The 25680-nt window shown below is 73.7% G+C and carries 23 protein-coding genes; 10 read left to right on the top strand and 13 right to left on the bottom strand.

Features of this window, described 5'->3' with window-relative positions; all coding sequences use genetic code 11:
- The first annotated feature begins 52 nt into the window (after window positions 1–52).
- Window positions 53–1954 (top strand): PP2C family protein-serine/threonine phosphatase, encoded by a 1902-nt coding sequence (locus tag ACFYNO_RS26720; protein WP_388017552.1) that lies wholly within the window; start codon window positions 53–55, stop codon window positions 1952–1954.
- Window positions 1955–2119: 165 nt separating this feature from the next.
- Here ACFYNO_RS26720 and ACFYNO_RS26715 read toward each other — a convergent pair whose 3' ends face one another.
- Window positions 2120–4459 (bottom strand): glycosyl hydrolase family 18 protein, encoded by a 2340-nt coding sequence (locus ACFYNO_RS26715; protein ID WP_388017549.1) that lies wholly within the window; start codon window positions 4457–4459, stop codon window positions 2120–2122.
- Between the two features lie 393 nt (window positions 4460–4852).
- On the opposite strand from ACFYNO_RS26715, the gene ACFYNO_RS26710 reads away from it, so the two are divergent.
- Window positions 4853–5644 carry a methyltransferase domain-containing protein gene (locus ACFYNO_RS26710; protein ID WP_388017546.1) on the top strand — a complete coding sequence of 264 codons (792 nt, stop codon included), beginning with the start codon at window positions 4853–4855 and terminating at the stop codon, window positions 5642–5644.
- A 7-nt stretch (window positions 5645–5651) separates the two neighbouring features.
- Here ACFYNO_RS26710 and ACFYNO_RS26705 read toward each other — a convergent pair whose 3' ends face one another.
- Both ACFYNO_RS26705 and ACFYNO_RS26700 read right to left on the bottom strand, forming a co-directional pair.
- Window positions 5652–6224: a hypothetical protein gene (locus ACFYNO_RS26705; RefSeq protein ID WP_388017543.1), complete on the bottom strand. Its 573-nt coding sequence runs from the start codon at window positions 6222–6224 to the stop codon at window positions 5652–5654.
- A gap of 28 nt (window positions 6225–6252) precedes the next feature.
- The gene (locus ACFYNO_RS26700; protein WP_388017540.1) at window positions 6253–7014 is read right to left on the bottom strand and encodes a hypothetical protein; all 762 of its coding nucleotides are present in this window, start codon (window positions 7012–7014) and stop codon (window positions 6253–6255) included.
- A gap of 173 nt (window positions 7015–7187) precedes the next feature.
- Here ACFYNO_RS26700 and ACFYNO_RS26695 point away from each other — a divergent pair, with 173 nt between their 5' ends.
- Together ACFYNO_RS26695 and ACFYNO_RS26690 are read left to right on the top strand one after the other, a co-directional pair.
- The gene (locus ACFYNO_RS26695; RefSeq protein WP_388017537.1) at window positions 7188–7658 is read left to right on the top strand and encodes an Lrp/AsnC family transcriptional regulator; all 471 of its coding nucleotides are present in this window, start codon (window positions 7188–7190) and stop codon (window positions 7656–7658) included.
- A 260-nt stretch (window positions 7659–7918) separates the two neighbouring features.
- Window positions 7919–9022: an NlpC/P60 family protein gene (locus ACFYNO_RS26690; RefSeq protein ID WP_388017534.1), complete on the top strand. Its 1104-nt coding sequence runs from the start codon at window positions 7919–7921 to the stop codon at window positions 9020–9022.
- A 132-nt stretch (window positions 9023–9154) separates the two neighbouring features.
- Here the strand turns inward: ACFYNO_RS26690 and ACFYNO_RS26685 are convergent, their stop codons facing one another.
- From ACFYNO_RS26685 to ACFYNO_RS26675, 3 genes are all read right to left on the bottom strand, one after another.
- Window positions 9155–11761 carry a collagenase gene (locus tag ACFYNO_RS26685; protein WP_388017531.1) on the bottom strand — a complete coding sequence of 869 codons (2607 nt, stop codon included), beginning with the start codon at window positions 11759–11761 and terminating at the stop codon, window positions 9155–9157.
- A 173-nt stretch (window positions 11762–11934) separates the two neighbouring features.
- A complete protein-coding gene (locus ACFYNO_RS26680; RefSeq protein WP_388017528.1) occupies window positions 11935–12894 on the bottom strand; it encodes a LysR family transcriptional regulator in 960 nt (319 codons plus the stop codon).
- Window positions 12895–13181: 287 nt separating this feature from the next.
- On the bottom strand, window positions 13182–14015 hold the full coding sequence (locus ACFYNO_RS26675) for an integrase (protein WP_388017525.1): 834 nt from the start codon (window positions 14013–14015) through the stop codon (window positions 13182–13184).
- A 202-nt stretch (window positions 14016–14217) separates the two neighbouring features.
- On the opposite strand from ACFYNO_RS26675, the gene ACFYNO_RS26670 reads away from it, so the two are divergent.
- Genes ACFYNO_RS26670 through ACFYNO_RS26660 form a run of 3 tightly spaced genes read left to right on the top strand, consistent with a single transcriptional unit; the run spans window position 14218 to window position 15940 of the window.
- On the top strand, window positions 14218–14778 hold the full coding sequence (locus tag ACFYNO_RS26670; RefSeq protein WP_388017522.1) for a hypothetical protein: 561 nt from the start codon (window positions 14218–14220) through the stop codon (window positions 14776–14778).
- Window positions 14775–15659 (top strand): NAD(P)/FAD-dependent oxidoreductase, encoded by an 885-nt coding sequence (locus tag ACFYNO_RS26665; RefSeq protein ID WP_388017519.1) that lies wholly within the window; start codon window positions 14775–14777, stop codon window positions 15657–15659. The genes ACFYNO_RS26670 and ACFYNO_RS26665 overlap by 4 nt, the downstream gene beginning before the upstream one ends.
- 35 nt (window positions 15660–15694) lie before the next feature.
- Complete coding sequence (locus ACFYNO_RS26660; protein ID WP_388017516.1) at window positions 15695–15940, top strand: hypothetical protein; 246 nt, start codon at window positions 15695–15697, stop codon at window positions 15938–15940.
- Here the strand turns inward: ACFYNO_RS26660 and ACFYNO_RS26655 are convergent.
- A complete protein-coding gene (locus ACFYNO_RS26655; protein WP_388017513.1) occupies window positions 15916–16389 on the bottom strand; it encodes a hypothetical protein in 474 nt (157 codons plus the stop codon). The genes ACFYNO_RS26660 and ACFYNO_RS26655 overlap by 25 nt on opposite strands.
- A 294-nt stretch (window positions 16390–16683) precedes the next feature.
- Between ACFYNO_RS26655 and ACFYNO_RS26650 the strand changes: the two genes are divergently transcribed.
- On the top strand, window positions 16684–17700 hold the full coding sequence (locus tag ACFYNO_RS26650; RefSeq protein ID WP_388017510.1) for a carbon-nitrogen hydrolase family protein: 1017 nt from the start codon (window positions 16684–16686) through the stop codon (window positions 17698–17700).
- A 36-nt stretch (window positions 17701–17736) separates the two neighbouring features.
- Here the strand turns inward: ACFYNO_RS26650 and ACFYNO_RS26645 are convergent, their stop codons facing one another.
- The 5 genes from ACFYNO_RS26645 to ACFYNO_RS26625 all read right to left on the bottom strand — a co-directional run bounded on the left by ACFYNO_RS26645 (window position 17737) and on the right by ACFYNO_RS26625 (window position 23662).
- Window positions 17737–20085, bottom strand: a complete 2349-nt coding sequence (locus ACFYNO_RS26645; protein ID WP_388017507.1) for a hypothetical protein — start codon at window positions 20083–20085, stop codon at window positions 17737–17739.
- Window positions 20021–21136, bottom strand: a complete 1116-nt coding sequence (locus ACFYNO_RS26640) for a patatin-like phospholipase family protein (protein ID WP_388017504.1) — start codon at window positions 21134–21136, stop codon at window positions 20021–20023. Before ACFYNO_RS26640 ends, ACFYNO_RS26645 begins: the two co-directional genes overlap by 65 nt.
- A gap of 233 nt (window positions 21137–21369) precedes the next feature.
- Entirely contained in the window at window positions 21370–22017 is a 648-nt protein-coding gene (locus ACFYNO_RS26635; protein WP_388017501.1) for an NADPH-dependent F420 reductase, read from the bottom strand.
- Between the two features lie 142 nt (window positions 22018–22159).
- Entirely contained in the window at window positions 22160–22840 is a 681-nt protein-coding gene (locus tag ACFYNO_RS26630) for a TMEM175 family protein (RefSeq protein WP_388017498.1), read from the bottom strand.
- Between the two features lie 60 nt (window positions 22841–22900).
- A complete protein-coding gene (locus ACFYNO_RS26625) occupies window positions 22901–23662 on the bottom strand; it encodes a pirin family protein (protein ID WP_388017495.1) in 762 nt (253 codons plus the stop codon).
- Window positions 23663–23882: 220 nt separating this feature from the next.
- Between ACFYNO_RS26625 and ACFYNO_RS26620 the strand changes: the two genes are divergently transcribed.
- Window positions 23883–24287, top strand: a complete 405-nt coding sequence (locus tag ACFYNO_RS26620) for a MerR family transcriptional regulator (protein ID WP_388017492.1) — start codon at window positions 23883–23885, stop codon at window positions 24285–24287.
- 43 nt (window positions 24288–24330) lie between these two features.
- Here ACFYNO_RS26620 and ACFYNO_RS26615 read toward each other — a convergent pair whose 3' ends face one another.
- Window positions 24331–25146, bottom strand: coding sequence for a maleylpyruvate isomerase family mycothiol-dependent enzyme (locus tag ACFYNO_RS26615; protein WP_388017489.1), 816 nt, complete (start codon window positions 25144–25146; stop codon window positions 24331–24333).
- A gap of 77 nt (window positions 25147–25223) precedes the next feature.
- Between ACFYNO_RS26615 and ACFYNO_RS26610 the strand changes: the two genes are divergently transcribed.
- Complete coding sequence (locus ACFYNO_RS26610) at window positions 25224–25637, top strand: DUF4440 domain-containing protein (protein WP_388017486.1); 414 nt, start codon at window positions 25224–25226, stop codon at window positions 25635–25637.
- Window positions 25638–25680: the final 43 nt, after the last annotated feature.

Here is a 25680-nt window from a genome sequence, read left to right as displayed (position 1 = left end):
CCCGCCGGGCCGGTCCCGGACTCCTCGCACGCTCGGCAGCATGCTGGCGGGTATGACGCCGACGCCGAGCCGTGAGGGGCTGCCCGGGCCCGCCGACGACCCCGACACCGATGGCCCCGACACCGACAGCGAGCAGCAGGAGGACACGGCGGACGCCGGGGACGCCGGAGACGACCTCCGCCGGATCGTCGCGCGGCTGCGCCGGGCGAACCGCGAGTACCGGCGCCAGGACCCGCGGTCCGAGCCCGGAGCACCACCCTCGCTGCCGGCGGTCACGGTGCGGCTGGCCGCACCCGAGGGTCAGCTCGACCTCGGCGAACTGCTCGACGCCCTGCCGATGCCCGCCTCCCTGGTGGACCCGCTGCTCGATCCCGACGGCGCCGTGCTGGACGTGGCCGCGATCGCGCTCAACCCGGCGGGAGCCCGGTACTCGCGCTACCGCTCGGCCCTGCGCCGCGACCGCTACCGCACCGGCGACCAGCCCGCCGAGGCATCCCCCGAACCGGACGACACCCGACCGTCCGCCAGCGCCACCCCCAGCCCCAGCCCGAGTCCCGACCGCGGCCGCCCGCCCGCCCGCCTCACCGAGGCCTTCCCCGGCCTCGCCACCCCCGAGGTGCTGACCGCCCTCACCAAGACGCTGCGCACCGGCCGCCCCACCCCGGCGATGCCCGTGCGCTGGCAGGTGCCGCGCGCCGCCGGGCGGCTGGAGCGCCACCGCGACCTGCTCACCGCGCACCGCTGCGGCGGTCGCCTGCTGCTGCTCTGGGGCAGCGGCGACCTCGCCGAGATGGCGCAGGCCGCCCAGCGGATCGCCAGGGTCGGCTGGGGCGAGTGGAGCCTGCTGGACGGTGCCCTGCAGTCCTCCAGCGGCCTGCGCGACCTGCTCGGCCGTCCGGCCGGCGCACCCGGGCCGACCGTCGCCGACCTGCTGGCCCAGCTGGACCCTTCCGCCGTCCCCCCGCTGCAGCGGGCCCTGCGCGGGCTGTTGGAGCGCGGCGAGGCGGTGGACCAGGAACTGCTGTTCCGGGTCGGCGGGGGCCTGCGCCGGATCCGGCTGGTCGCCGAGGCGCTGCGGGAGGAGGACGGGCCGGTCTTCGGCCTGCGCGGCGTGCTGCAGAACGTCACCGAACTCGCCGAGAGCCGCAGCCGGCTGCGCCGCCAGCAGGAGGAGATCGAGCGCCAGGCCCGCCGCGCCGACGCCGAGGAGGCGGTGGTCCGCCGACTCCAGGACGCCCTGCAGCCCCGCGCGGTCGGAGCCCTGGACGCGGTCGGCCTGCGCACCGCCGTCGCCTACCGGCCGACCGAGGGCCGGGTGGGCGGCGACTGGTACAAGCTGCGGGTGCTGCCGCAGGGCCCGGCGCTGATCGCGGTCGGCGACGCCCGTGGGCACGGCCTGGACGCGGTCGCGCTGATGTCCACGCTGCGGCACGCCCTCGCCGGCATGGCCTACTCCGGCGCGCAGGTCGAGGAGTTGACCGGCTGGCTGAACAACATCGCCTGCGACGAGGGCCCGGAGTCCACCGCCACGGCGGTGGTCGCCCGGTTCTTCCCGCCCAGCCGCCTGCTGCGCTGGGTCTGCGCGGGCCACCTGCCGCCGGTCCTGCTCGGTGACGGCCCGCCGCGCCTGCTCACCCCGCGGGCCGAACTCGGCGAGCTCGGCCTGCCGCTCGGCGTCCTGCGCGACACCCGCTACGAGGCGGTGGAGATGGTGCTGCACCCGGGCCAGACGGTGCTGCTCTACACGGACGGACTGGTGGAGCGCCGGGACCGCGACATCGACGACCGGCTGGACACCCTGCTCGCCGTGCTGGCCGAGCAGCCGCCGACCGCCGAACCGCAGGCGCTGGTCGACGGGGTGGTGCGCGCCATGTCCGGACCGCTCGACGAGGATGACGCCACCCTGCTGGCCCTGCGCCTGCACGACGCCGCCGCAGACACCAACTGCCGGTAGGTCAGCCGCACCGAGCGCGGGTCGCCGTCGCCGGTCGCGACGGCGGCGGTGACCCGCGCGTCCGGGCGGGTGACGAACCGTCGGTGTCGACCATGCGCCGTGCCGGCCCGGTGCGGGCGAAGGGGCCGGGGGCCACCGTCGGTCCGCACCGGGCCGGACGCCGCGTCACTTCAGGCTGTTGGCCATCGCGGTCAGCAGGGAGGTGCTGGAGTCGTCGTTCTCCAGCGCGAAGGCGAACATGCCGGCCAGGCCCTTGGACTTGGCGTAGGCGCCGCGGGCGGCGATGGCCTGCGGGTTGTCACCGGTGTAGAAGTTGGTGCCGTCGTAGATCCAGGCGCTCTCGGTGGCCGGGTCCCAGTGGGTCTGGGCCGCGGTCGGGTTGAGCTCCTTCCAGGCGGCGTTGCCCGCCTCCTGGCTCAGCGGCTTGGCCGCCGTCGGACCGGTCGCGGTCTGGTACAGGCCGTAGTCGGAGCCGGCCGGCACGCCCGTCCAGCCGCGCCAGTAGAACGGGATGCCGAGCGCGATCTTGGCGGCCGGGAACCCGCCGGGGATGGCGTAGTCGGAGAGCCCGGTGGTGTAGGCGGTCAGCGCGGTGTCCACGTTGTACTTCTCGTTGCCCGGCGCGATCGGCTGGGTCGGGTCGGCCGGGGTGTCGTGCAGCGGGTCCTGGAGGTTGGTCGGGCCGGTGGCGTCCCAGGAGCCGTGCATGTCGTAGGTCATCACGTCCGCGTAGTCGAGGTAGTTGCCGATCTTGCCGGTCTCGATGTTCGCGATCTTGTCCTGGCCGCTGGGCAGCGCCGCGGTGAGCAGGAAGTGCTTGCCGACGCTCGCGCCGTAGGAGTCCAGCTCGGTGCGGAACTCGGCCAGCAGGGCGGTGAAGTTCTGCTTGTCGGCGGCCGCGTAGTGGTTGCCGGCGTGGCCGCCGGCCGAGGCCGGGTACTCCCAGTCGATGTCGACGCCGTCGAAGATGCCGGCGCCGGAGTCGGTGCCGCCGGAGGAGTCGCCCGCCACGTTCTTGGGGAGGTTGCCCTTGAGGAACATGTTGATGCAGGAGGAGACCAGCGCCTTGCGCGAGGCGTCGGTGGCGGCCGCGTCCGAGAAGTACTTGGAGTAGGTCCAACCGCCGAGCGAGAGCACGATCTTGAGGTTCGGGTACTTGGCCTTGAGCTCGCGCAGCTGGTTGAAGTTGCCCTTCAGCGGCTGCTGCCAGTCGTCGGCGGTGCCGTCGACGGCGTCGCCCGCCGCGTAGCTGTCCTGGTAGTCGGCGTAGGCGTCGCCCGCGCCGTCACCGGCGTTGGGGTCGCTGTCGTTGGCGGAGTCGGAGGCCTTGACCGCCTCGAAGCAGGTGTGCGAGGCGGGGTCGATGTTCTCGAAGGCGTAGGTGATCACGTCGAGCTTGTTCGCCGCGCCCGAGGTGTCCACGTTCTTCGGGTAGTAGGCGTTCTCGTAGATGCCCCACTGGTCGAAGTAGGCGGAGCGCAGCGGGTGGGCCGCGGGGGCGGCGGTGGTGCTGGCGGTCACCGGGGCGGACTGGGCGGAGGTGTGGCCGCCGGCGTCATAGCCCATGACGGTGAAGGTGTAGCTGGTGCTGGGCAGCAGCGAGCTGATCGCCACCGAGGTGCCCATCGAGGTCGCGACCAGCTGGCCGTTCGAGTAGACCTTGTAGGCGGCCAGCTCGCCGTTGGCCGAACTGTCGGTGGAGGCCTTCCAGTTCAGCACGATCGAGGAGCCGGTCAGCTGGCCGGCGGTGAGCCCGGTCGGGGTGCTGATCACGCTCTTGCCGGTGGCGGTCGCGCTGGGCGAGGCACTGGTGGGCGTCGCGCTCGCCGAAGCCGAGGCCGACGACGAGGCCGACGACGAGGCCGACGCTGACGTGGAAGCCGACGCCGAGGCGGAGGCGGAGGCAGAGGAGGAAGCCGACGCCGACGTCGTGCTGGTCGGGCTCCCCGAGCTGCCGCCGGCCGGCCCGGTGAGGCTCAGGTCGTCCGCCCGGTAGGCGCCCTGGCCGTACCAGCCGTGCGTGAAGACGGTCACCGAGGTGGTGGAGGCACCCGTGGTGAAGCTGGTGGAGAGCTGGCTCCAGCCGGCCGACGAGGGGGTCCAGGTCGAGGAGTTGACGCCGGTCCCGGTCGCACCGAGGTAGACGTAGCTGCCCTCGACCCAGCCGGAGAGGGTGTACTTGGTGTTCGGCTGCACCGCCACCGTCTGCGAGCACTGGCCGAGGTCGCTCGCGCTCGCGGTCGCACTGAGCGCATAACTCCCTCCGTGGGCCGGGGCGTTGACGGCGGTGCCGGCGGGGCAGGTCCAGCCCGCCAGGGTGCCGGTCTCGAAGTCGCCGTTGGTGAGCAGGTTGACCGCGGCGGCCGAGGCGCTGGTCAGGGTGGCGGTCAGCGCACCGCCGCCGATGGTCAGGGCGGCGGCGAGCAGCAGCGCGGTGGCCGGGCGGTGGGGGCGCCGGGGCCGGTCGGGCGCGGCCGTGCGCACTGGCGCGGCTCTGTCGAGCATGAAGGGTCCTCCGCAGTCGTGGGGGTTGCGGCGGTGCAGCGACTCGGGGCGAGTCGAACGGGGAGCCACCCAAGATTGGACTGGACCACTTGGTTACGTCAAGGACTGGTCAACCGGTCCCCGGCCCCGTCGACTTCCGCGCCGGCGGCATTCGATGACGCTCCGTCAACCCCGCGGGCGCGGACGATTGCCCGGACAGGGGAGTGTCGGCCGCGGTCTGCGCGAGGCGCCCCGCGGCGGGTCGTCCCGGGGCCCCGCCCCCGCAGTCGTGGAGGAGGTGTTCGTGCGGTGGCGAGCCGGGGCGGGGAGGGCGGCCGCCCGACCGGAGCCGGTCGGGCGGCCCGGAGTAGCATCGGCTCGTTCCCGAACGGATCACCAGGAGAGGCGGCGACCATGCCGGAGGAACCCGGTTACCTGCTGGACAACCGGCGGCGCGAGGCGGGGGAGCGGTTCGCCGCGATGGCGGAGCTGTTCGACCCGTGGACGCTGCGTCACCTGGACGCGATCGGCGTCGCCGAGGGCTGGCACTGCTGGGAGGTCGGCGCCGGTGCGCCCGGCATCCCGCGCGCGCTCGGCGAGCGGGTCGGGCCGACCGGACGGGTGCTCGCCACCGACCTGGACACCAGCTGGCTCACCGGCCTCCCCGGCAACGTCGAGGTGGCCCGGCACGACGTTGCCGCCGACCCGCTGCCCGAGGGCGAGTTCGACCTGGTGCACGCCCGGCTGCTGCTGGTCCACCTCCCGGACCGGGAGGCCGTGCTGCGCCGCCTGGCCGAGCGGGTCCGCCCGGGCGGCTGGCTGGTGATCGAGGACGCCGACCCCGCCCTCCAGCCCCTCGCCTGCCCGGACGAGCACGGGCCGGACCAGGAGCTCGCCAACCGGATCCGGCGCGCCTTCCGGGCCCTGCTCGCCGAGCGCGGCGCCGACCTCTCCTTCGGCCGGACGCTGCCCCGGCTGCTGCGCGCCGCCGGGTTGGCCGAGGTCTCCTCGGCCGGCTACTTCCCGCTCACCTCGGCCGCCTGCCGCAGCCTGGAGGCAGCCACCGTGCGGCACCTGCGCGCCGAACTGCTCGCCGCCGGACTGACCGACGGCGAGCTCGACGCCCACCTGGCCAACCTGGCGGCGGAGGAGCTGGACGTCACCACCGCGCCGCTGGTCAGCTGCTGGGGCCGCCGCAAGCCCTGACGGTGCGTCAGGCCTCTGCGGCTCCTTCGGGTTCCGCGGCTCCCTCGGGCTCTGCGGCTCCCTCGGCTTCCGCGCGCCCGCCGGTCAGCGTGGCGGCCCAGTCGGCCAGCGCGGTGAAGTCCTCGGCGCGCAGGCCGATCCGCGGGTTGACGCGGTGCAGCAGCGCCGGTCCCGGGTGGTGGGCGGCCACGAAGGCTTCGTCCAGCGGGCCGAGTTCGTCGTCCACCCAGGCGAAGGGGCGGCCGGCGGCGTGCGCGAGGAGCGTCTCGGTCTTCCAGTGCACGCCGTCCGGGCGCTCCTGGAAGAGCACCTCGGTGAAGTCCACGAAAGGCAGCTCCGGCAGGCCCACCACCGGGGCGATCCACCGGTTCGCCTTGGCCATCCACGTGGTCCCCCAGCACAGTTCGTACTCCAGGGCGAGCAGCGCCGCACCGTGCTCCGGGTGCAGCCAGACCCGCAGCGGCTTCTTCGGCTCGCGCGGCACCCGGATCGTGGTGTAGCCGGATGGGCGGCGGTGCAGGAGGGCCGCATAGGGGTTGAGCGGTCCGTCGACGTCCAGGTAGAGCAGTGGGCGGTTCATGGTCCCCCCGATATCCGTGGTCTGCCGGTCAGTATCGGCCGTCCGTCAGCTGCTGGGAAACCCATTCCGCGAACTCCGCGCGGTGGTCGGCGGCGGCCCGGTCGGCGAGGGCGTGGGCGCGCAGGGTCACGGACTGCTCCTCGGCCGTGCGGCGGAGCAGGTCGACCCGCTGCACCATGTCGGCCTCCAGGCCCAGCGCGAGCAGCGTCTTGGCGGCGGTGCGGTCGCCGGTGAGGCTGTCGGCGGTCAGCCGGCAGGTCAGCGCCCAGGCCCGGACCCGCTTGACGGCCGCCGCCGCATCGCCGTCGAGCAGGCCGAGCAGCAGGCGCACGGCCGGGGCGGCCGCGGCCTCGGGGGAGAGCCGCCAGGCGTCGAAGGCCGCCTGGCAGGCCAGCGCGACGGTGCCGGCGGTGCGCTCGTGCTCCTGGTCGCGCAGGCCGAAGACCAGCGCGTCGGCCACCAGCAGGGTGGCGGTGGCCTGGGTGAGCATGTCGGGCAGTACCTCGGCGACCTGGCGCGGGCGCGTCCAGCCGCCGCCGGTGGAGAGCTCCGCCAGGATCTCCAACTGCGAGGCCAGGTGCCGGCTGAGATCGGCCGCCTGGTCCAACTGGCCCGCCATGTCGTCGAGTCGGTGGCTGTGCCCGGTGGCCCCGGCCAGCGCCTTGGTCCACTCCGGACCGCCCGGCGGCTCCTCCACGGCCTGTTTGAGCAGGCTGTGCAGGGCGAACAGCGCGCCGCGGGTGGTCTCCCAGTCGAACGGCTCCGCCGTGTCCAGGTCCTGACGGTCCATCGGATCTCTCCCCTGCCGACGTCCGGTACGGTACGTGCCCGGCCGATCACGCTACCCGCCGGTCGGGTGCGCCGCGAGAGGGCGGGGGGAGCACCGCGGGGATCGCGGCGGCACGCGCCCGCCCGTGGCCCGTCTTGCTTGACCGGGCCGTGGCGGTGGCGGATCCTTGCGCGGTGGACGACATCGATCTTCAGATCTTGCGCGAACTGCAGGCGGACGGCCGGCTCAGCAACCAGGACCTAGCGGAGCGGGTCGGCCTGACGGCCTCGCCCTGCATGCGCCGGGTGCGCCAACTGGAGCGCGACGGCGTGATCCAGGGCTACCGCGCCGTGGTCGACCCGGCGGCGGTCGGGCGGGGCTTCGAGGTGCTGGTCTCGGTGGAGGTGCGCCGGGAGCGGGCCGCGGTGGAGGCCTTCGAGGCCGCGCTGGCGGAGATCCCGGACGTGATCGAGGCCTACCGGCTGTTCGGCAGCCCGGGCTGCCTGCTCCGGATCGCGGTCGCCGATCTGCAGGCCTACGAACGGCTCTGGATCGAGCGGCTGACCGCGCTGGCCGGCGTGACCGAGGTCAACTCGCAGATCATCATGAAGCGGATCAAGGACCCGGAGGGCGTACCGGTCAGCCGCCCCAAGGCCCGGCGCTGACGCTCAGTCACCGCCGGCGGCCAGGGGAGCGCCGCCGGCCGTCCGCCGAGCGGGTGAAGTGGGCGACGCACAGGTCCGCGAACCCGGTTGCCGGTGGCCCACGGTGACATTCTGTGGGCCGTGCCCGCCGGGTGTCCCGCCCGGCACCGAGCGGCGGTGGAGGCTGCGTGATCCGGTGGACGGCCAGCAGACGGAGTGCGGGGAGCGGACGGAGCAAACGGAGCAGACGGTGCGGGTGGGGAGCGGCCTGTGGCGCGGCCGTGCTGATACTGCCGCTGGCGGTGGGCGGCCCCGCCTGGGCCCACCCGGACGACGACCCGCCGCCACCGGCCCCGAGCGCCACCGCCGCCACCTCGACCGCCACGGCCACCGTGCAGCCGCCGAGCGGCCCGGAGGCTCCCCCGGCCACCGCCGAACTGCTCTCCCGCACCGACGGCGTGGCCGCCCTGCTGGTCCGGCTGCAGGAGCTGCGCCACCAGGCCGAGCAGGCCGCCCAGGAGTCCACCGCCCGCGACGCCGAACTGGCCGCCCGCCAGGCCGAGGTGGACCGGACCGACGGGCAGATCGCCGCCCAGCAGCAGCAGGTGGACGCCAGCGAGGGCGAGGCCGCCCGGCTGGCCGGCGAGCAGTACCGCGACGGCGGCCTCTCCGGGATCACCCGGTTCCTCTTCTCGCTCACCCCCACCGGTCTCCTCTCCGAAGCCGGTGACCTGCAGGAACGTTCCCGTTCCGAGTCCGACGTGGTCCGCGAGCTGCGCGCGGGCCGGTCCCGGCTGGCCGCCCTGGGCGACACCGCCCGGCAGGCCCGCGTCCAGGCCCAGCTCGCCGCGGACCGGGCCCGCACCGCCCGCGACGCCGCCCAGCGCGAGGCGAGCGGCATCGAGGCCCAGCTGACCGCCCTCACCGACGCCCAGCGCTCCCAACTCGACCAGCGCGAGGGGGCCCTGGCCGACCTGGCGGAGCAGCGGCTGGTCGCCTCCGGCCTGCTCGGCACCGGCGGCGGCCCGGCCACTCCGGCGGCCGCCACCGCCGTCGGCTATGCGATGGCGCAGCTCGGCAAGCCCTACCTGTGGGGCGGTACCGGCCCGGACGCCTACGACTGCTCGGGCCTGACCTCCAAGGCCTGGGAGGCGGCCGGGGTGCCGATGCCGCGCACCAGCCAGGAGCAGTGGGCGAGCCTGCCCAGGGTCCCGCTGGACGCGCTGCGCCCGGGCGATCTGATCATCTACTTCCCCGACGCGACCCACGTCGGCCTGTACCTGGGCAACGGCCTGATGGTGAACGCCCCGCACACCGGTGCGGTGATCCGGGTCGCCCCGGTGGCGGCGATGCCGGTGCTCGGCGCGGTCCGCCCGAAGGCCTGAGGCGGTGCCCGGCCACGGAGTACGGGCCGGGACAGCGGAAGGCCCCGCCCTTCGCACTGGTGGGGAGGCGGAGGACGGGACCGGTCCGTGGTGCCGCCGGGCGGTGGGGGCCGCCCGGCAGGTGACGGTGGATCAGTACTGGGTGCTGATCGTCACGCCGCTGATGTCGGTCTGGGCGTAGATGCTGATGTAGCGGTAGCCCGCGGTCGGGTTGGTGACGGTGATCGACTGGGTGGTGCCCGGGTTGGTCGAGGAGGCCGTGAAGGCGCTCGGCGAGGCCCAGGTGCTGTCGTTGTAGTAGAGGTACCCGGTGCCGGTGCCGCCGGCGGTGGTGACCTTCAGGGTGCTGGTGCCGGCCGGCAGGTAGATGTACTTGTAGTCGGTGTTCCCGGCGGTGGCGGACTCGTTGGACCGGGAGCAGTTCTGGCCCATCGCGTCGGTGCGCTGGTCGGTGCAGGCCGGCAGGACGGTGCCGGTGCCCGCGCCGACGGTCACGGTGACCGAGGTCGGGGTGGAGTCGCTCTTGCCGTTGCCGTCGGTCACGGTCAGCGCGACCGTGTAGGTGCCGGCGGCGGCGTAGCTGTGGCTGGGGTTGCGCTCGTCCGAGGAGGTGCCGTCACCGAAGGTCCAGTGCCAGGCGGTGATCGGGGAGGTGGAGGCGGTGACCACGGACTTGTCGGTCAGGCTGACCGTCGCGCCGTTGACGGTGGAGCCGAAGAGCGCGGTCGGGCCCTCGGCATAGCAGGCGCCGCCGGCGCAGGCGTCCAGCCAGGCGTTGAAGTCGGCGTCGTAGCCGGTGCCCAGGCCGTTGTAGACCGCGTAGCCACCGGTGTAGTCGCCGGCCCGGAAGTGGGTCAGCATGTTCTGGACCACGTCGGGGTGCTTCTCGAACATGTACCGGACCGCGAGGTAGCCCCACGGGTAGGTGCGGGTGGAGTCCGAGTTGTCGTACGTGTTCTGGAGGATGGTGCTGAGCGGGTAGGTGTGCTTGGCCGCCTCGGTCATCGCCTGGGTGTCGGTCAGGCCGCGGTAGCTGTAGGACTCGTACTCGGCGACGCCCTCGATCCACCAGATGTCCGGGACGGAGATCTCGGTGGTGAAGTTGCCCTTCATGTCATAGATGTTGTCCAGGTAGTGCGTGTACTCGTGGTTGAGGTTCCACACGTTCGCCGGGAAGCTGTCGTTCCACGACTTCTGGTACATCACCGACACGGCCTGCTTGGTCGGGTCGGTCGGGTCCATGACGGTCTGGCCGCCGTTGTTGGTGGAGTTGTTGAAGATCGCCCAGGAGTAGGTCAGGTAGTCCGCCTGGTTGGCGAAGACCGCCAGGGTGATCGTCTTGCCGTACGGGTTGACCGGGCCGCTGTCCTTCACCAGGTTGTGGAAGAAGGTGTCCTCGCCGCGCAGGCTGTTGCAGACGTTGGCGAGGTCGGCCGCGGAGAGCGCCTCGGTGACGATGCTGCGGTTGTCGCAGACCAGCTGGTTCGGCAGCACCGCGGCGGTCAGCTTGGCCGGCAGGTTGCAGGTGCCGTAGTACGAACACTGGCTGTTGTCGTAGTAGTTGGCGTTCCACGCGAGGTGCACGTAGAGCGGGCCGGTGGCGCCGGTGACGGTGATGCCGTCCAGCGCCTTCTTCACCAGCGGCTTGGCCAGCGCCTCGACCGCGGCACCGTCGCCGGCCATCCGGGCCAGGTCGTTGCCCGCGTTGATGTCGAGGAACGCGTTGGCCGTGCCGAGCAGGTCCTTGTGCGCCGGCACGAAGGCGCCCAGGGTGTTGATCAGCGTCGGGTCGGCCGCGATCGCGCTGGTGAAGTCGGTGTTCCAGTTGCCGCGCCAGAGCGGGGAGGAGAACACGGCGTTGACCGCGTTCACCATCTTCGGGGCGGAGTTGTAGGAGTTGTTGTAGCCGCTCAGCACCTGGTTGTAGACCTTCAGGTACTGGCTCTGCAGGTTGGCGCTGTCGGTCAGCACCAGCACGTCGTAGAGCACCAGGCCGTTGGCGTCGGTGACGTCGGTCCAGTGCTGCCCGGCGAAGAACGCGTCCAGGCCGGACTTGACGATCGTGGTGAGGGAGCTGTCGTAGGCGCCGACGGCGCCCGCGTTGTAGGACTGGACGTAGTAGCCGGCCCGCAGGAAGAGCACCAGCTGCCAGATGCCCGACGAGTTGTCGCCGGTGTAGCCGGCGGCCAGCCGCTTGAACTCGTTGGCGACGGTCAGCATCTGGGACTGCTTGAAGATGCTGCCCGCGTCGGTGCCGGTGACGTTGTAGAGGGTGTTCATGCAGTCGGTGGTCGAGCCCTTGACGAAGGAGACCAGGTCGGCACCGGTGCGGCTGCCGAAGTCGGACGGGTTGCAGGTCTGCGCGGTGGCCGCGGCCGCACCGGCGGTGGCGGTGGTGCCCGCCTGGCCGGGGGCGCCGGTCGGGGTGGCGGCGGGAGCCTGCTTCTTCAGGGTGCGGGGCGCGATCTGCAGCGCGGTGCCGGCGGGCTGGGCCATCGAGGCCTGGCCGAGGATGGCCGCGGGCAGCGGGGCGTCGGTGTCGCCGAGCTCCTCCGAGGCGGCGACCAGCGGGCCCAGCGGCTTGGGGGCCAGCGGGGCGGAGGCCGCGGCCGGCTGTGCAGCGCCGGTGAGCGGGTGGGAAGGGGCGGCGAAGGCGGGGGCCGGCAGCAGGGTGGCGGCCGTGGCGGCGCCGGCGACGACGCCGGCCATGAGGGTGGGGAGCGGTATACGCAGGCGCACTGCTGTCCTTCTCCTGTGGGGGGAGGCTCGGTTGAGCTTCAGGCGAGGCGAGGGGGATTTGACGTGAATCCTGTCATCAGGTGAACGTCAGAACAATGTCACAGGTCATATGACATCGTTCGCGTCCGCCATAACATCCGGCAGGGGGTCGCGGCCGGAGGTCGTGGTCGGTGTTATGGCCTGGTCGCCCGGTAGGTGCGGGACGCCCAGGACTGGAAGTGCGGGGAGTCGGCGATCAGGTCGCGGTAGGCGGCGGTGGCGGCGCCGAAGAGCGTCTCCACCACGTCCCCGCTGACCGCCGCCGGCCGCCAGGCCAGCAGGTAACGGGCCCAGATGGGGGTGCCGATCAGCGGTTTGATCACCACCTCGGCCAGCGGACGGCTGGTGGCCTGCACCACCGAGATGCCGAGGCCGGCCGCGATCAGCTCCTGCAACTCCATCCGGCCGCCCAGGAAGTCGTGGACGGTGGCCGGGGCGAAGCCGGCCGAGGCGCAGGCGCCGTAGAAGACGCTGTGCCAGCCGGCGCCGTCGTCGGGCGTCAGGAACCAGTCCTCGTTGGCCAGGTCGGCCAGCGCGACCTCGGTGCGGTGCCGCAGGTGGTGGCCGGCCGGCAGGGCGACGAAGCTCGGCTCCGTGACGAACCCCCGGTGCTGGATCGCCGCCGAGTGCTCCAGTTCCATGCCGGGGTAGTCCACCGCGACCGCGGCGTCCATGACGCCCTGCTCCAGCAGGTGCACGATGTCCGAGGAGCGGTAGATGGTGCTGACGGTCAGCTGCAGGTCCGGCCGCTGATGTCGGATCCGGGTCAGCAGGCCGGGCAGGATCGGCGAGTTGGTGGCCGCCAGCCGCAGCTCGCGGGCGGCCTGGGCCGCCTCCTCGACCGGGCGCCGGCCCAGGGTGTCGGCCCTGGCCAGCACGTCCCGGGCGGCGGCCAGCACCTCCACGCCGAAGAAGGTGGGGGCCACGCCGGAGGCGGTCCGCTCGAACAGCGGTGCCCCCAGGTAGCGTTCTATCCGCCGCAGCTGCGTGCTGGTGGCCGGTTGCGACGCGCCGAGGACGGCGGCGGCCCGCCCCACGCTCCCGGTGTCGGCGATCGTACACAGCACCCGCAGGTGCCGAAGCTCCAACTCCATGGGCCCCTCCCTTGAACGGCGGCCCGCCCCCGTGCCCTTCCGGTGGCGTGGGACGGTCTGCCGCCAGAACGGTTGTGCAATAGCACACGTAACATGTCAGATCCTGGGGGACACCTTCGCCCCGGCTCAGGGGCGCGTCAAGCCCCCTCTCACCTGTGGCATCACGCTTGTACGGCTTTGCGCGGGCCGCCGTGACCGGACCGGTGCACGGTGTGCACAGCTGCTTCACGGTGCGTCGCGACACTGAAGCGGTGGCAGTGCCGGAAGCAACGCGGAAGCCGAAGCGGTCAGGAGCGGGTGTCCAGCCGCCAGTGCGCCACGGTCGCGTCGTCGTGCTTCTTGAACCGGGGCCAGAGCCGGCCCAGCGGGTCACGCTCCTCGGCGGCCCGGACCTTGCGGATCAGGCCGTCGGGGCCGAACCGGTCCAGCAGCTCGATCGCGCCGGACCAGTCGGTCAGCCCGTAGGCGTCCACGTAGTCGGCGGCGCCGTCGCTGGCCAGGGTGACCGAGCGCAGCCCGGCCAGCGGCACGGTCGCGGTCAGCGCGTGCTCGGCGCTGCGCGGATCGGCGCCGCAGACCCAGTAGCCGCCGATGGTGTTGCGGTGCGGCAGCTCGTCCGCGATGTAGGCGCGCCGGGCGGCGGTGTGCCCGGCGGTGCCGACGGCGTGCTGGGTCATCTCCTTCCACCGCTCCTGGAGCACCGGGATCTGCCGCACCCGCCGGTCGCTGACGGCCAGGCAGTCGTCCGGGCCGGTGAGCACGATCACCGAGTCGTGCAGCGCCAGGTACTCCAGCTGCTCCGCGCGCTGGCGCACCACCGCGACGGTGGAGGACGGGGTGCCGGGGTGGCGCAGGTCGCAGCTGCCCCGGTGCAGGTCGGCCACCTGGGCGATGGCCTCGCCGAGCAGCCGGGCGATCGGGTCGGGCCGGGTGAGCAGCGCGGCGGTCAGCCGCCCGCCCAGCTGGCGGACGTACCAGCGGACGCCGTGGAGGCAGCCGCCGCCGTCCTCGCTGGGCCCGCCCGCGCCGTCGAGCAGCACCACGAGGTCGGGCGCGGTGATCACCAGGTCCTGGTTGGGTGTGCCCGCACGGCCCGCGCTGGTGGCGGTGGTGATACGCATCGGCGGGTCTCCCTGGAGCCGGGCAGGCGGTCTGGGCGCCTGCAACATGTGACATGACGCGCCTATTTATAACGCGTTCAAACAGAAGGAAACAAGAGCCAACATGAGCGTCGGGAGGAGCCGCCGCCCGGTAAGGGGCTCCCCGGGCCCCGCGCCCCCGGGGCGCTCCCGCGCGCCCTGCGGTCCGATGGTTCGTCTGCCGATGGTCCTCACGGGACCGGCGCCATGCGTCAGCTGCCGCTCCGGCTACGAGTCCAGCAGTGGGCTCGGGCCGCGCTACGACCCGTTCCTGCCGACCTTCTGGCCGGCCCGGGTTCCCAACCACGTGCTGACCGAGCGCGACTACCTGACCGTCAACAAGGAGAGCGGCCGCCCGACCGAGGACCAGCGCGCCGACGCCTTCGCCAACCGCGCCTCCTGGCTGCGCGGACTGCACGGCACCCCGATCGACCAGCTCACCCAGGGCGTCGCCGAGTGGTACAAGTTCGGCATCGTCGAAGTCCGGCCCTACACCGTCGGGGACGGCAGGTACCCCGACCGGCTGCAGGTCGAGTCGGTTCCCGGCTTCCCGCTGGAGGGCGTCTCGGACACGGCCAACCTGGTCGCCATCCACGTGGACGCCGCCACCGCCGCCGAGGACGCCGCGGTGCTGGCCGCCGCCGGGGACGTGCTCTCGCTCACCGGCCTGGCCGCCGAGGAGGTCACCGTCGGGTACTTCGACAAGCTCGACCCGTTCCGCCGGGACCGGGGCGAACCCGCGTGACGGTCCGCCGGCGCACCGCCCGCCACGAGGTGCTCGTGGCGGGCGGCGGCCCGGCCGGTGCGGCGGCCGCGCTGGCGCTCGCCGCCCGGGGGCGCGGGGTGCTGCTGGTGCACCACCCCGGCGGGCCGCCGCCGGTCGGCGAGGCGCTGCCCGGCGCGGCACGGCTGCTGCTGCGCGATCTCGGGGCGGCCGGCTCCGTGCCCGGCGAGGGACACCTGGCCTGCCCGGGCAACCGGTCGGCCTGGGGCTCGTCCCGGGTGCACGCGGTGGACTCGGTGCTCGACCCGTACGGCCCCGGCTGGCACCTGGACCGGGCGCTCTTCGACGCCCGGCTGCGGCAGGCGGCGCAGGAGCGGGGCGCGGTGCTCGCCGAGGGTGCGGTGCGGTCCGCGGAACGCGTCGCGGACGGCTGGGAGGTGCTGATCGGTCAAGCCGACGGTACGTCGAAAGCCGTGCGCTGCCGGTGGATCGTCGACGCCACCGGCCGCCGGGCGGCCCTCGCCACCCGGTACGGCGGCGCCCGGCGGTGCGGTACGGACCGGCTGGTCGGGCTGCACCTGGCGGTGCCGGCCGGGCCGGGCGACCAGGGCACGCTGGTCGAGTCCGCGCCGGACGGCTGGTGGTACAGCGCGCCGCTGCCGGACGGCCGGCTGCTGCTCGCCTGCTTCACCGACGCGGACCTCCCGGCCGCCCGGGCCGACGGCCTCCCGGACCGGCTGGCCGAGACCGGGCCCACCCGGGCCCGGGTCGGCGCCGCCTCGCTGCCGCCGGGCGGGCGCCGGCGCACTTCTCCTGGCTGGACCGGGTCTGCGGCGAGGGGTGGACCGCGGCGGGCGACGCGGCCGCCGCCTTCGACCCGCTCTCCTCGCAGGGCATCCTGACCGCCCTGTACACCGGCCGGGCCGCCGCCGAGGCCGTGCACGCCCGGCTGGCCGGCGACCCCGGAGCACCCGCCCGCTACGCCGAGCAGGTCGCCGTCCTGGTCGAGGCCCACCGGCGCAACCGCGCCGCCTACTACGGGCAGGAACGGCGCTGGCCGCTGCACCCGTTCTGGGCCCGCCGCCAACAGCCGCCACAGCCGCCGGCCCCGCTCCGCGCGCGGGCGGAACGGGGCCGGGAGGCCGGTACGGCGTCGGATCAGAGCTCGTCGCCGGGCCGGTAGGCGCAGAGCGACCAGATCACGAAGACACCGATCGCCACCAGGGTCAGCGACCACCAGGGCTGGTAGGGGATGAAGAGGAAGTTGGCGATCACGCTCAGACCCGCGATCCCCACACCCAGCACCCGCGCCCAGAGCGCCCTGCTGAGCAGCCCCAGACCGGTGACCGCCACCACGACGCCGATGATCAGATGGATCCAGCCCCAGGAGGTCAGGTCGAACTTGAAGACGTAGTTCCCGGCCCGGGTGTAGACGTCGTCCTTGGCGATCGCCATCACGCCCTCGAAGATCCCCAGGACGCCGTCCAGCAGCATCAGGACCGCCGCGAAGAGGACGCCGCTGGCGGCCGCACCGTGGCGCTGGCGTGGTGATGGGGCCGCCGCCGCCCCACCGGCGGTGGCCCCTCCGGTGCCGCCCTGCGGCGGGTTGTAGGGCTGCTGCGCGCTGCTCATGGCCGGCTCCCTCGGTCGGTGGCTGCCTACCATCACCCTGCGTCACCGGCCACCGGGCGGGCCATCCGGGCTGCGCCGTCCGGGTGAGGGACGGGGACGCGCCGGTGGTTGACGGGCGCGCGCGGGCAGCGGCAGGATGGTACGCAGCGTGGCCTACGCTCAACCTCTCGTGACCGCCCCCAGCGCGGTCCTCCAAGGGAGGCAAAGGGACCGGAGTCTCAGGCCGCCATCGCCGCCCGACCCGCTCGGGGCGAGGTTGCTGGGGAACGGACGCCCGGGGCGTGGAAGGCCACGATGACTGCCCACCGGAACTTCAAGCGCCAGGTGCGCGCCCGCGCCGCCAAGACCGGCGAGTCCTACACCGCCGCCCTGCGGCACTTCCGCCCCGAGTCCGCCGGCGAGGCCCGGTCGGGCGCGCGGCAGCCCGCGGCCGTCCGGCTCGCGGTCGCGCAGACGCCCGTCCGCGAGGACCCGCGCGACGCCGAGGGGCTGCGCGCCGCCGGCCGCGAGGTCCGCGCGCTGATGCGCGAGGCGAGCGCCCGGGGCGCCCGGATCGCGCACTTCCCGGAGGGCGCGCTCTGCTTCCCGCACAAGCTGCTGCTCTCCGTCGACGGTCCCGAGGCGGTCGGCCCGGCCGACTGGGACCGCTACCGCTGGGAGGAGGCGCGGGCCGAGCTGGCCGCGATCGCCGAGCTGGCCGGCGAGCTGCGGCTGTGGACGGTGATCGCCGCCCCGCACCGGCTGACCGCGCCGAACCGCCCGCACAACAGCCTCTACGTGCTCTCCGACCGGGGTGGGCTGGTGACCCGGTACGACGAGCGGATGCTGTCGAACACCAAGGCCTCCTACCTCTACTCGCCGGGCCGCGCACCGGTGGCCTTCGAGGTCGACGGGGTGCGGTTCGGCTGCCTGCTCGGCATGGAGATCCACTACCCGGAGCTGTTCGCCGAGTACGAGGCGCTGGACGTGGACTGCGTGCTGCTCTCCACCACCGGCGTCCGCCCCGGCAGCCCCGCCGCGCAGGCCCAGGGGCACGCCGCGAACAACGCCTTCTGGGTCAGCCTCGCGGTGCCGACCCAGCACGCGGCCACCGCGCCGTCCGGCGTGGTGGCGCCGAACGGCGAGTGGCTGGCGCGCTGCCCCGCGGAGGGCGAGCCGGCGCTCGCGGTGGTGGACCTCGACGACGGGGACGAGGCCGCCGCCGAGGCGGTGGCGCACGCCCGTCCGTGGCGCCGGGCGGCGCGGGCGGGCCTGGCCGCCGGGCAGCGGCCGGCCGACCCGCGCAGCGAGGACCGCGGCGCGGCGTTCTGACCCGGGCTCACCGGGGGCGCCCGGTCCGGCTGCTGGTCAGCCGGCCCGGGCGACCCGCTCGGCCGTCAGGCAGGCGCGCATGATGGCGACCCGGATCACCGGCCCGCCCACCCCGCACTTGATCACGTAGAAGAGGATCAGGTTGGTCGCGGTGACGGCCAGCGCGTACACGTAGAAGTCGTGCAGTACCCGCAGGTAGAGCAGGCTGCCGATGGTCAGCACCAGCACCGCGTAGAACGCCGAGGTCGGGGTCCACTGGGTGAAGGCGGAGAGCCCGGTGATCTTGGCGTCCTCCTCCGGCAGGGTGGTCAGACCGAGCCGCCGGGAGCGGGCGCTGACGGCGCGGATGAAGAGCAGGGTGGAGGAGTTGGCCAGGAAGACGAAGATCTGGCCGATGGCGGAGTTGATCGGCCACCAGCGCGGCTCGACCAGGGTGACGGCCAGCACCAGCCCGCAGGGGACGACCGCCATCAGCCGCATGGCCGCCTCGGTCACCACCGCCAGCCAGCTCAGCCCGCCGGCCCGGCGGCCGATCGCCAGCGGCGTCAGCCCGGAGAAGAGCATCTGGTAGTACTTCGGTGCGGCGATGGCGTAGGAGAGCCCGATCATCCGGGCCGGCAGGTTGGCCCGCCAGTCCGGCATCCGGTAGTCGGCGTGCCGCCAGGAGTCGACGATCGGGATGCCGTCGGGGTCGTGGCCGAGGTGCTGGGCCAGCTCGACCAGCCGGTTGCCCCAGGAGAGGTCCAGGTCGCGCAGCAGCCAGGTCAGCACGACCGAGTTGGTGAGCGCCCAGATCAGCGCGGAGAGCAGCGACCAGGCGAGCAGCCAGTTGGTGAACGGCTGGCGGCTGTCCGGCGTGCCGGAGGGGCCGCGGCGCCGGCGGGTCCGCCACAGCCGCCACTCCCGGCCCGGATCGCCGGCCAGCGGCCGGGCCAGCTCGCGCAGCGCCCGCCAGCCGGTCTCCACCCGCAGTTCGCCGCCGTCCCGCTCGGCCGCGCGGACCAGCTCAAGTTCGGCGACGAAACTCTCCTTCAGCCGCTGGTAGGAGAAGTCGGGCGGGGCCTGGTCGGCGAAGATCAGCAGCCGCCGGGCCGGGGCGGCGTCGATCAGGTCCTCCAGGAACCGGGCCAGCTGCGGCGCGCGCATGTAGAAGATGTCCGAGACCACCCGCTCGGTGTGCTCCACTCCGGTGCCGAGCAGCATCAGCAGCCGGCCCAGCGAGTAGAGGTCGGCCCGGCGGATGTCGCTGTCGCCGGCGCGCACCTCCGGGGCGATGTAGGAGGAGTCGGCGCCGGTGTTGCCGGTGATGGTGTGGGTGTAGAGGTAGTTGCGGCCCAGGTCGACCAGCCGGAAGGTGCCGTCGGCGCCGGAGACGATGATGTTGGACGGCGATAGGTCGGCGTGCACCCCGCCGAGGCCCCGGTGCAGCGGGTTGTCCGCGGCGACCTGCTGGAGCTCGGCCAGCGCGTCGAAGAGCTTCACGGCCCGCTCGCGCAGCCGGTCCAGGTCCAGCCGGTGGTCGCCGGGGTGGCGGTCGGCGGCCTCCGCGCGGACCAGCTCGGCGAGGGTGCGGCCCTCGACGAAGTCCATCATGATCCAGGTGTCCGAGCTGGCCCAGACCCGTACCAGGTGGCGCACCCCCGGGGTGGTCGAGCCGTAGGTCCGCGCGTACTCGCGGGTCGCCCGGACCAGGGTCTCGATCCGGGTGAACGGATAGAGGATCAGCTTCAGCGCGAAGTCCGGCTGGGCGCCGTGCACCGGGCCCGAGGTGCGGCCGTGCAGGATCATCGAGGTGCTGCCGTGCCGGTGGAAGCGCAGGTCCGGCTCGATCGCCTGCCACTCCCGGGCCGGCGCCGGATCGGCGGCATCGGGCTCGGGGCGGTAGACGGCGCCGATGGTGCGGGCCACGGCCGGCTGGGCGGTGAGCGTCCCGCAGACCGCCGGACAGTCGTGGGTGAGCGCGCCGGTGCCGTGGCCCGCACCGGCGGCGGTCACCGTGACGGAGCGCTGGGCCTCGGACTCGGCCAGGCCCAGCAGGGTCAGCAGGAAGAGCCCGGTGAACCCGAACAGCTCGGCCAGCGCCCGCTTGCGATCGTCCGCCAGCTCCTGGTAGCCGGCGCACCAGGCGGTGAGGACGGCGACGGTGTCGGCGCGCGAGTCGAGCCCGAACCGGTTGTCGAAGGACCGCTCGTCCACCGGTATCTCCTGCAGCACCCGCCGCCAGGCCGCCAGCCGGCGGGTGCGCTGCCGGGCGTGCTCGGCCGGCCCGGTGGCGGACGGCAGGAGCAGCGTGGAGCGCAGCCGGACGGTGTCGGCCTCGCTATGCCCCGTCAACCCGCGCAGCGCCGCGAGTACCGGTTCGAGCGTCGGTCCTTGGGACACCATGCGCGCTCTCCACCACCGTCAGTCTCGGTACGGCATGTATCCGGCCCGCGGCGAGGTCGGCGGCGGGCCGGCCCTCCAGCACGCAGAAGGCCGTCTCGTACGCCATCCGGGCGTGCTCCAGCACCAGGTGGCGGTCGGTCTCGTGCCGCTTGAGCTCGGTCATCCAGGGCAGCGGGGCGAGATCCAGCACCTGCGGGCCGACCGCGTTGGGCCGCAGCCGCTCGGCGCGCAACCACTCCTGGTCCCGGCGCTTCTGACGGATCGCCGCCAGGTAGCCGTCGCCGAGCCCGGTGCGCAGCCGCTCCAGGTGCAGCCGGGTGTAGCGGTGCACCAGCGAGATGCCGCCCGCGCCCGGGTTGTCGGTCATCGGCCGGGTGGAGAGCGAGAGCACGTGGGTGCAGCCGTCGTCCAGCGCGAGCCGGAACGGCAGCGCGGTGAGCACGCCGCCGTCCACCGCGCGGCGGCCGTCGGGCGTGCGCATGGTGCCCGGGAGCGCGACGGGCAGCCAGGCAGAGGCCCGGAGTGCGCCCTTGAGCTCGGCGGCGGAGGCGAAGTCGCGCAGCACCACGGTGGCCAGCGCGTCCACGTCGGTCACCGGGACGGCCAGCGGGATCGGCGAGTCGACCACCGCCTGGTAGTCCAGCGGCTTGACCCGCTCCATCACGTGGTCGAAGGAGTAGTCCAGGTTGAGGATCGGCTGCCGCTTCAAAGCCCGCCCGAAGTCGATAAACTGACGTGTAGTCAGATCGTCGTAGTAAATCGACAGCGGGTACCAGGTCTCCCCGGCGAGGAAGTAGGCGGCGTTGATCCCGCCCGCCGAGCAGCCGTACACCACGTCGAAGGCGTTCTTGAAGCCGTAGTCGTCCAGCTGGTTGAGCATCGCCGCGGACACCACCCCGCGCATCCCGCCGCCCTCGACGGCCAGTGCCAGTCGCGCGCCGTCCGTGCGCTCGCCCGGCAGACTGCCGGAGTCCCGCCGGGCGCGCAGCAGCTCCAGCACAGGATGCGCAGGATCCCAATACTCCCGGGTGATCATGCACCTGTCGGTCATAGTGCAGTACTTTGCCACAAGTGGCCGACACCGCAACGTGTTTCACGGTGCGAAGTGGGTGCGGGATGCGGAGCGCGAGCCGCCGTTTGGGCGGGTCGTTCGTTCAGAGCCGGCCCCGCCTCGCAGACGGGCCGTCAGTTCGCATGATCGGATATATCGTAGGCACACCGGACAGGGGCGGTCCGCCGCGCCGCGCCCGCTGGCCGCTCGCCGCTGGCCGCTCGCCCGCTCCGTCAGGCGGAGGCCAGGGTGATGTTGAACGCCCCGTGGCCCACCTTGGCGTAGAGCGGCAGCCAGAGGTTCATGTACGCCTCGGTGCCGCGGGCGGTGGCCACCCCGCCCAGGTCGACGATCTGCCCGGCACCCCAGCCGAAGGAGCGCAGCAGCTCGGCGGCCCGCTGCTTGGCGGTGGCGTCCTCGCCGCTGAGGAAGACCACGTGCGGGCCGGGGACCTGCTCGGGCGCGACCATCACGGGGTTGTTGACGGTGTTCAGGGTCTTGACGATCCGGGCCTCGGGGAAGGCCGCCTGCAGCTGCTCGGCGACGCTGCCCTCGGCCGGCACCAGCACCTTGGGCGGGAAGCCGGCCGAGAAGTCGAGCGCGTTGGAGACGTCGATGACGGTCTTCCCGCCCAGGTGCTCGGCCCCCGCCGCGGTCAGGGCGGCGAGGGCGTGCTGGCCGGCGGTGGCGTTGACCACCAGCTCGGCCTCGGCGGCCGCGGTGGCGAAGGTGCCGTGCGCACCGCCGTTCGCGGCCGCCCAGTCGGCCGCCTCGCGGTTGTCGGCGGTGCGCGAGCCCATGGTGACCTGGTGGCCCAGGCCGGCGAGGCGGGTGGCGAGGGTGCGGCCGACCTCGCCCGTGCCCAGTACGGCGATCTTCATCAGTTCTCTCGGCTCTCTGCGGAGCGTCCGGGGTGCGGTTCCCGATCATGGCGGAGAACCGACGGGGACGGCGCGGTATTTCGCGAGCGCCGAAGACCGCCGTACCGGGTCTGACGGCGGGTCGGTGGAGCCTCCGGGCTCGTCACCCGCTGCCCGTCCGGACCGGCCGCCGCCGGACCAGGCCCTCCGTGGTCAGGCCGTAGAAGGCGGGCAGCAGCAGGAAGACCACCGCGGCGATCGCCGGGTGCACCGCCCAGCCGAGCAGCCCGGCGGCCAGGTAGCCGGCCACGCCCGCCGCCGAGCGGACCGTGCCGTGCCGGGGGAAGGCCGGCTCCATGTGCGCCGCGTGCAGGGCGGGCGTGCGGTCCAGGTGGCGGAAGAGGACGTACCAGCTGAGGCACATCGCGGCCGCCACCACCGCGTAGAGCAGCACCGCGGTGCGGGCGTCCGCGTCGGTGAACGAGTGCTGGAAGGCGGTGGAGAGCACGGCGGTCGGGAACGGCAGCGCGGCCGTGGTGAAGAGCAGCGCCAGGTTGGCCGCGTGCAGGCCGCCGTCGGTGTAGCGCAGCCGGGTGAAGGCCTGGTGGTGGTTGAGCCAGATCACCCCGATGTAGCCGAAGGAGGTGAGGTAGCCCAGGTAGGCCGGCCACTGCTCCAGCAGCGCGTGCGCCAGGCCGCCCGGCGGGTGCTCCGGCGGGTGCAGATCCAGCACCAGGATGGTGATCGCGATGGCGAAGACGCCGTCGCTGAACGCCTCCACCCGCCCGGTGTCGGCCCGGCGGAACCGGGGGCCGGGCGGGGGAGCGGCGGGGTGGTCGGACATCGGCGGATCGATTCCGTTCGTCGGCGCCGCCGCCCCGGTCGGGGCGGCGGCGCGCCGGGCTCACTGGACGGCGGCGGCCGCCGTCATCTCCCACTGCAGCAGCTCGGCGCCGTCCGGCCCGCCGGTGACGCGCTGGCCCTCGGAGCCCTTGATCCGGACGGCGTCGCCGGTGGCCAGCTGGCCTGCCCCCTCCAGCTCCGCGCTGCCGCGGGCGACGAAGAGGTAGACGAACGGCGCGGTGGCCAGCTCCAGGGTCTCGCCCGGACGGATCCGGGTGACGTGCAGCGCGGCGTGCTTCTGCCGGATCGAGATGGCGCGCTGGCTGGCGTGCCCCGGCATGCCGGAGGCCAGCGTCACCCAGCCGCCGCGGGCCAGCTCCTCGTTGATGTCGAGCTGCTCGTAGCCGGGCTGGATGCCGGCCGCGTCCGGGATGGTCCACATCTGGAGGAAGTGCACCGGGTTGCTGTGCTGCGGGCCGCCGTCGATGGTCCAGGAGTCGTTCTTCTCGCTGTGCAGGATGCCGGCGCCCGCGCTCATCCGCTGGGCCAGGCCCGGGTAGATGATCCCGTTGTGGCCCTCGGAGTCCTGGTGTACCAGGGCGCCCTCCAGCACCCAGGTGACGATCTCCATGTCGCGGTGCGGGTGGGTGTCGAAGCCGGTGCCCGGGGCGACCACGTCGTCGTTGGAGACCAGCAGCAGGCCGAAGTGGGTGTTCTCCGGGTCCCAGTGCCGGGAGAAGGAGAAGGAGTGGCGGGAGTCGAGCCAGCGGTTCTCGGTGTGGAAGCGCTCCTCGGCGCGGCGGATGTCCAGGACGGAAGCCATCGGGCCCTCCTTGGTCGGTGTTGTTTACGATTCAACAATACACCGCCCGGGGTATTCCCGGCCCAGCCGGGCCGCGGCCCCGGCCCGGCTGCGGGTCGTCGGGGCCGTCGCCGGGCGGTCCGGCAGCCGCAGCGCGCCCGGCTCGTCATCATGCGAAGGCCGTACGGGCTACCATCGGAACCGGGTTCAGGCGTTCGGCCGGGGAGCGGGTGGGAGCGGCATGCGGATCGGCGAACTGGGGCGGCGCACCGGGGTCAGCGAGCGCTCGCTGCGCTACTACGAGGAGCAGGGACTGCTCACCGCCGACCGCACCCTGGGCGGCCACCGGGACTACCCGGAGGAGGCGGTGGACCGGGTGGTGCTGATCCAGGAGCTGTTCGCGGCCGGCCTGCACAGCAAGCGGATCGTCGAGCTGCTGCCCTGTATGCGGGACTCCGACGGCGGACCGAACGAGCGCACCACGCACCGGCTGACCGAGGCGCTGCGCGCCGAGCGGGACCGGATCGACGCCCAGATAGCCGAACTGCGCCGGGCCCGCGGCGTGTTGGACGAGGTGATCGACACCGCCGCCGGCAAGGCCCGGCTGGCGGCGCTGAACGGCGACACCACCGCCTCCGCGCTCTGACCCTGCGTCAGGGCGTCCGTCAGGGCCTGCGTCAGGGCGTCCGTCAGGGCGCGCGGAAGTAGCGCGGGAAGGACATCGCCAGCCACGGCCGGCGGCCCCAGGCCAGCGTCCGTCCGCGCAGCAGGGCCTGGGCCGGCGTCATCCGGCCCAGCGCCAGCAGCAGGAAGGCCACCGGCTCGCAGCTGATCCCGCAGTCCGCCCCCGGCAGCGGCTGCCCGGTCACCTCCGCCACGCCGTCCGCCAGCGTCACCCCGAACCGGGGGCCGCCGCGCAGCACCACGGTGAACCGGGCCCGCAGCCCGGCCGCGGCCCGCCGGTCCACCACCCGGGGCATCGCGGTGAGCAGGAACGGCAGCGACAGCTCGGCCGCCTCGCGGTCCACCATGTGCGGCCGGCCCAGCGCCCGGGCCAGGTCGTAGCCGTGGCCGAGCTGGTGCACCAGCAGGTAGCTGCCCAGGGTGGCCAGGTCCATCGGCCCCATCGGCGCCTGCACCCGCTCGTCGGCGCCGCGCCCGGCCACGGCGGCCGCGAAGGCCGCCGCCTGCTCCTCGATCATCGCCGCCAGCCGGACCGGGTCGCGCTCGGGGAAGGCGCGCAGCGACTCCTCGTTGGCCGCCGCAAGCCCGTCCGGCGTGCCATCGCCGTACGGGCGCGGCACCCCGGCGGCGAGCTCGGCCATCAGCCGGTTGGCCATCGCGAGGTGGGCCGCCGCCTCGCCCACCGTCCAGGTCGAGCGGGGCACCGGGCGGGCGGGATCGGCGCCTTCGCGCAGCAACTGGGCTATGGCTGAGGCGATTCGGGTGTTGGCGGCCGTGAGGCGGTCCGGCACCCGCTCGGGGGCAGGGGCAGCAGCGGTCATGCCGATGAAGCGTGGGCCATCGGCGCCCGGCTGTCCAGGGGGCGGACAGCCCGCGGGGGAGCTGTTACCGTCCCGGCATGCAGACCAGCGAGATCGACAAGGCGGAGCTCGACCGGCTGACCGCCGACTTCTTCGGGGCCTTCGACAACCGGCACGGCGGCCCGGCCGACGTGGCGCGACTGCGGCGGCTGATGCTGCCCGGCGGGGTGATCGTCACCACCGGCGAGAACTACCGGGCTTACACGGTGGAGGAGTTCGTCGTGCCGCGGGAGGCGCTGCTCTCGGACGGCCGGCTGACCGGCTTCGCCGAGTGGGAGACCTCGGAGCGGACCGAGATCGCCGGGGACATCGCCAGCCGGTTCGGCGAGTACCGCAAGGCCGGGCTGCTGGAGGGCGAACCCTACGAGGGCGGCGGCCACAAGACCTTCCAGTTCGTCCGCACCCCCGAGGGTTGGCGGATCGCCGCCTTCTCCTGGTACGACCTGCCCTGACGGGCTCCGGGGCGGACGGAGCGGTGGCGGCGCGCCGGACGCC

It is taken from the genome of Kitasatospora sp. NPDC006697, from assembly GCF_042869935.1.
GTDB lineage: Bacteria > Actinomycetota > Actinomycetes > Streptomycetales > Streptomycetaceae > Kitasatospora.
Note: the sequence above shows the minus strand (reverse complement) of the source record. Positions and strands in the feature narration are given on the sequence as shown.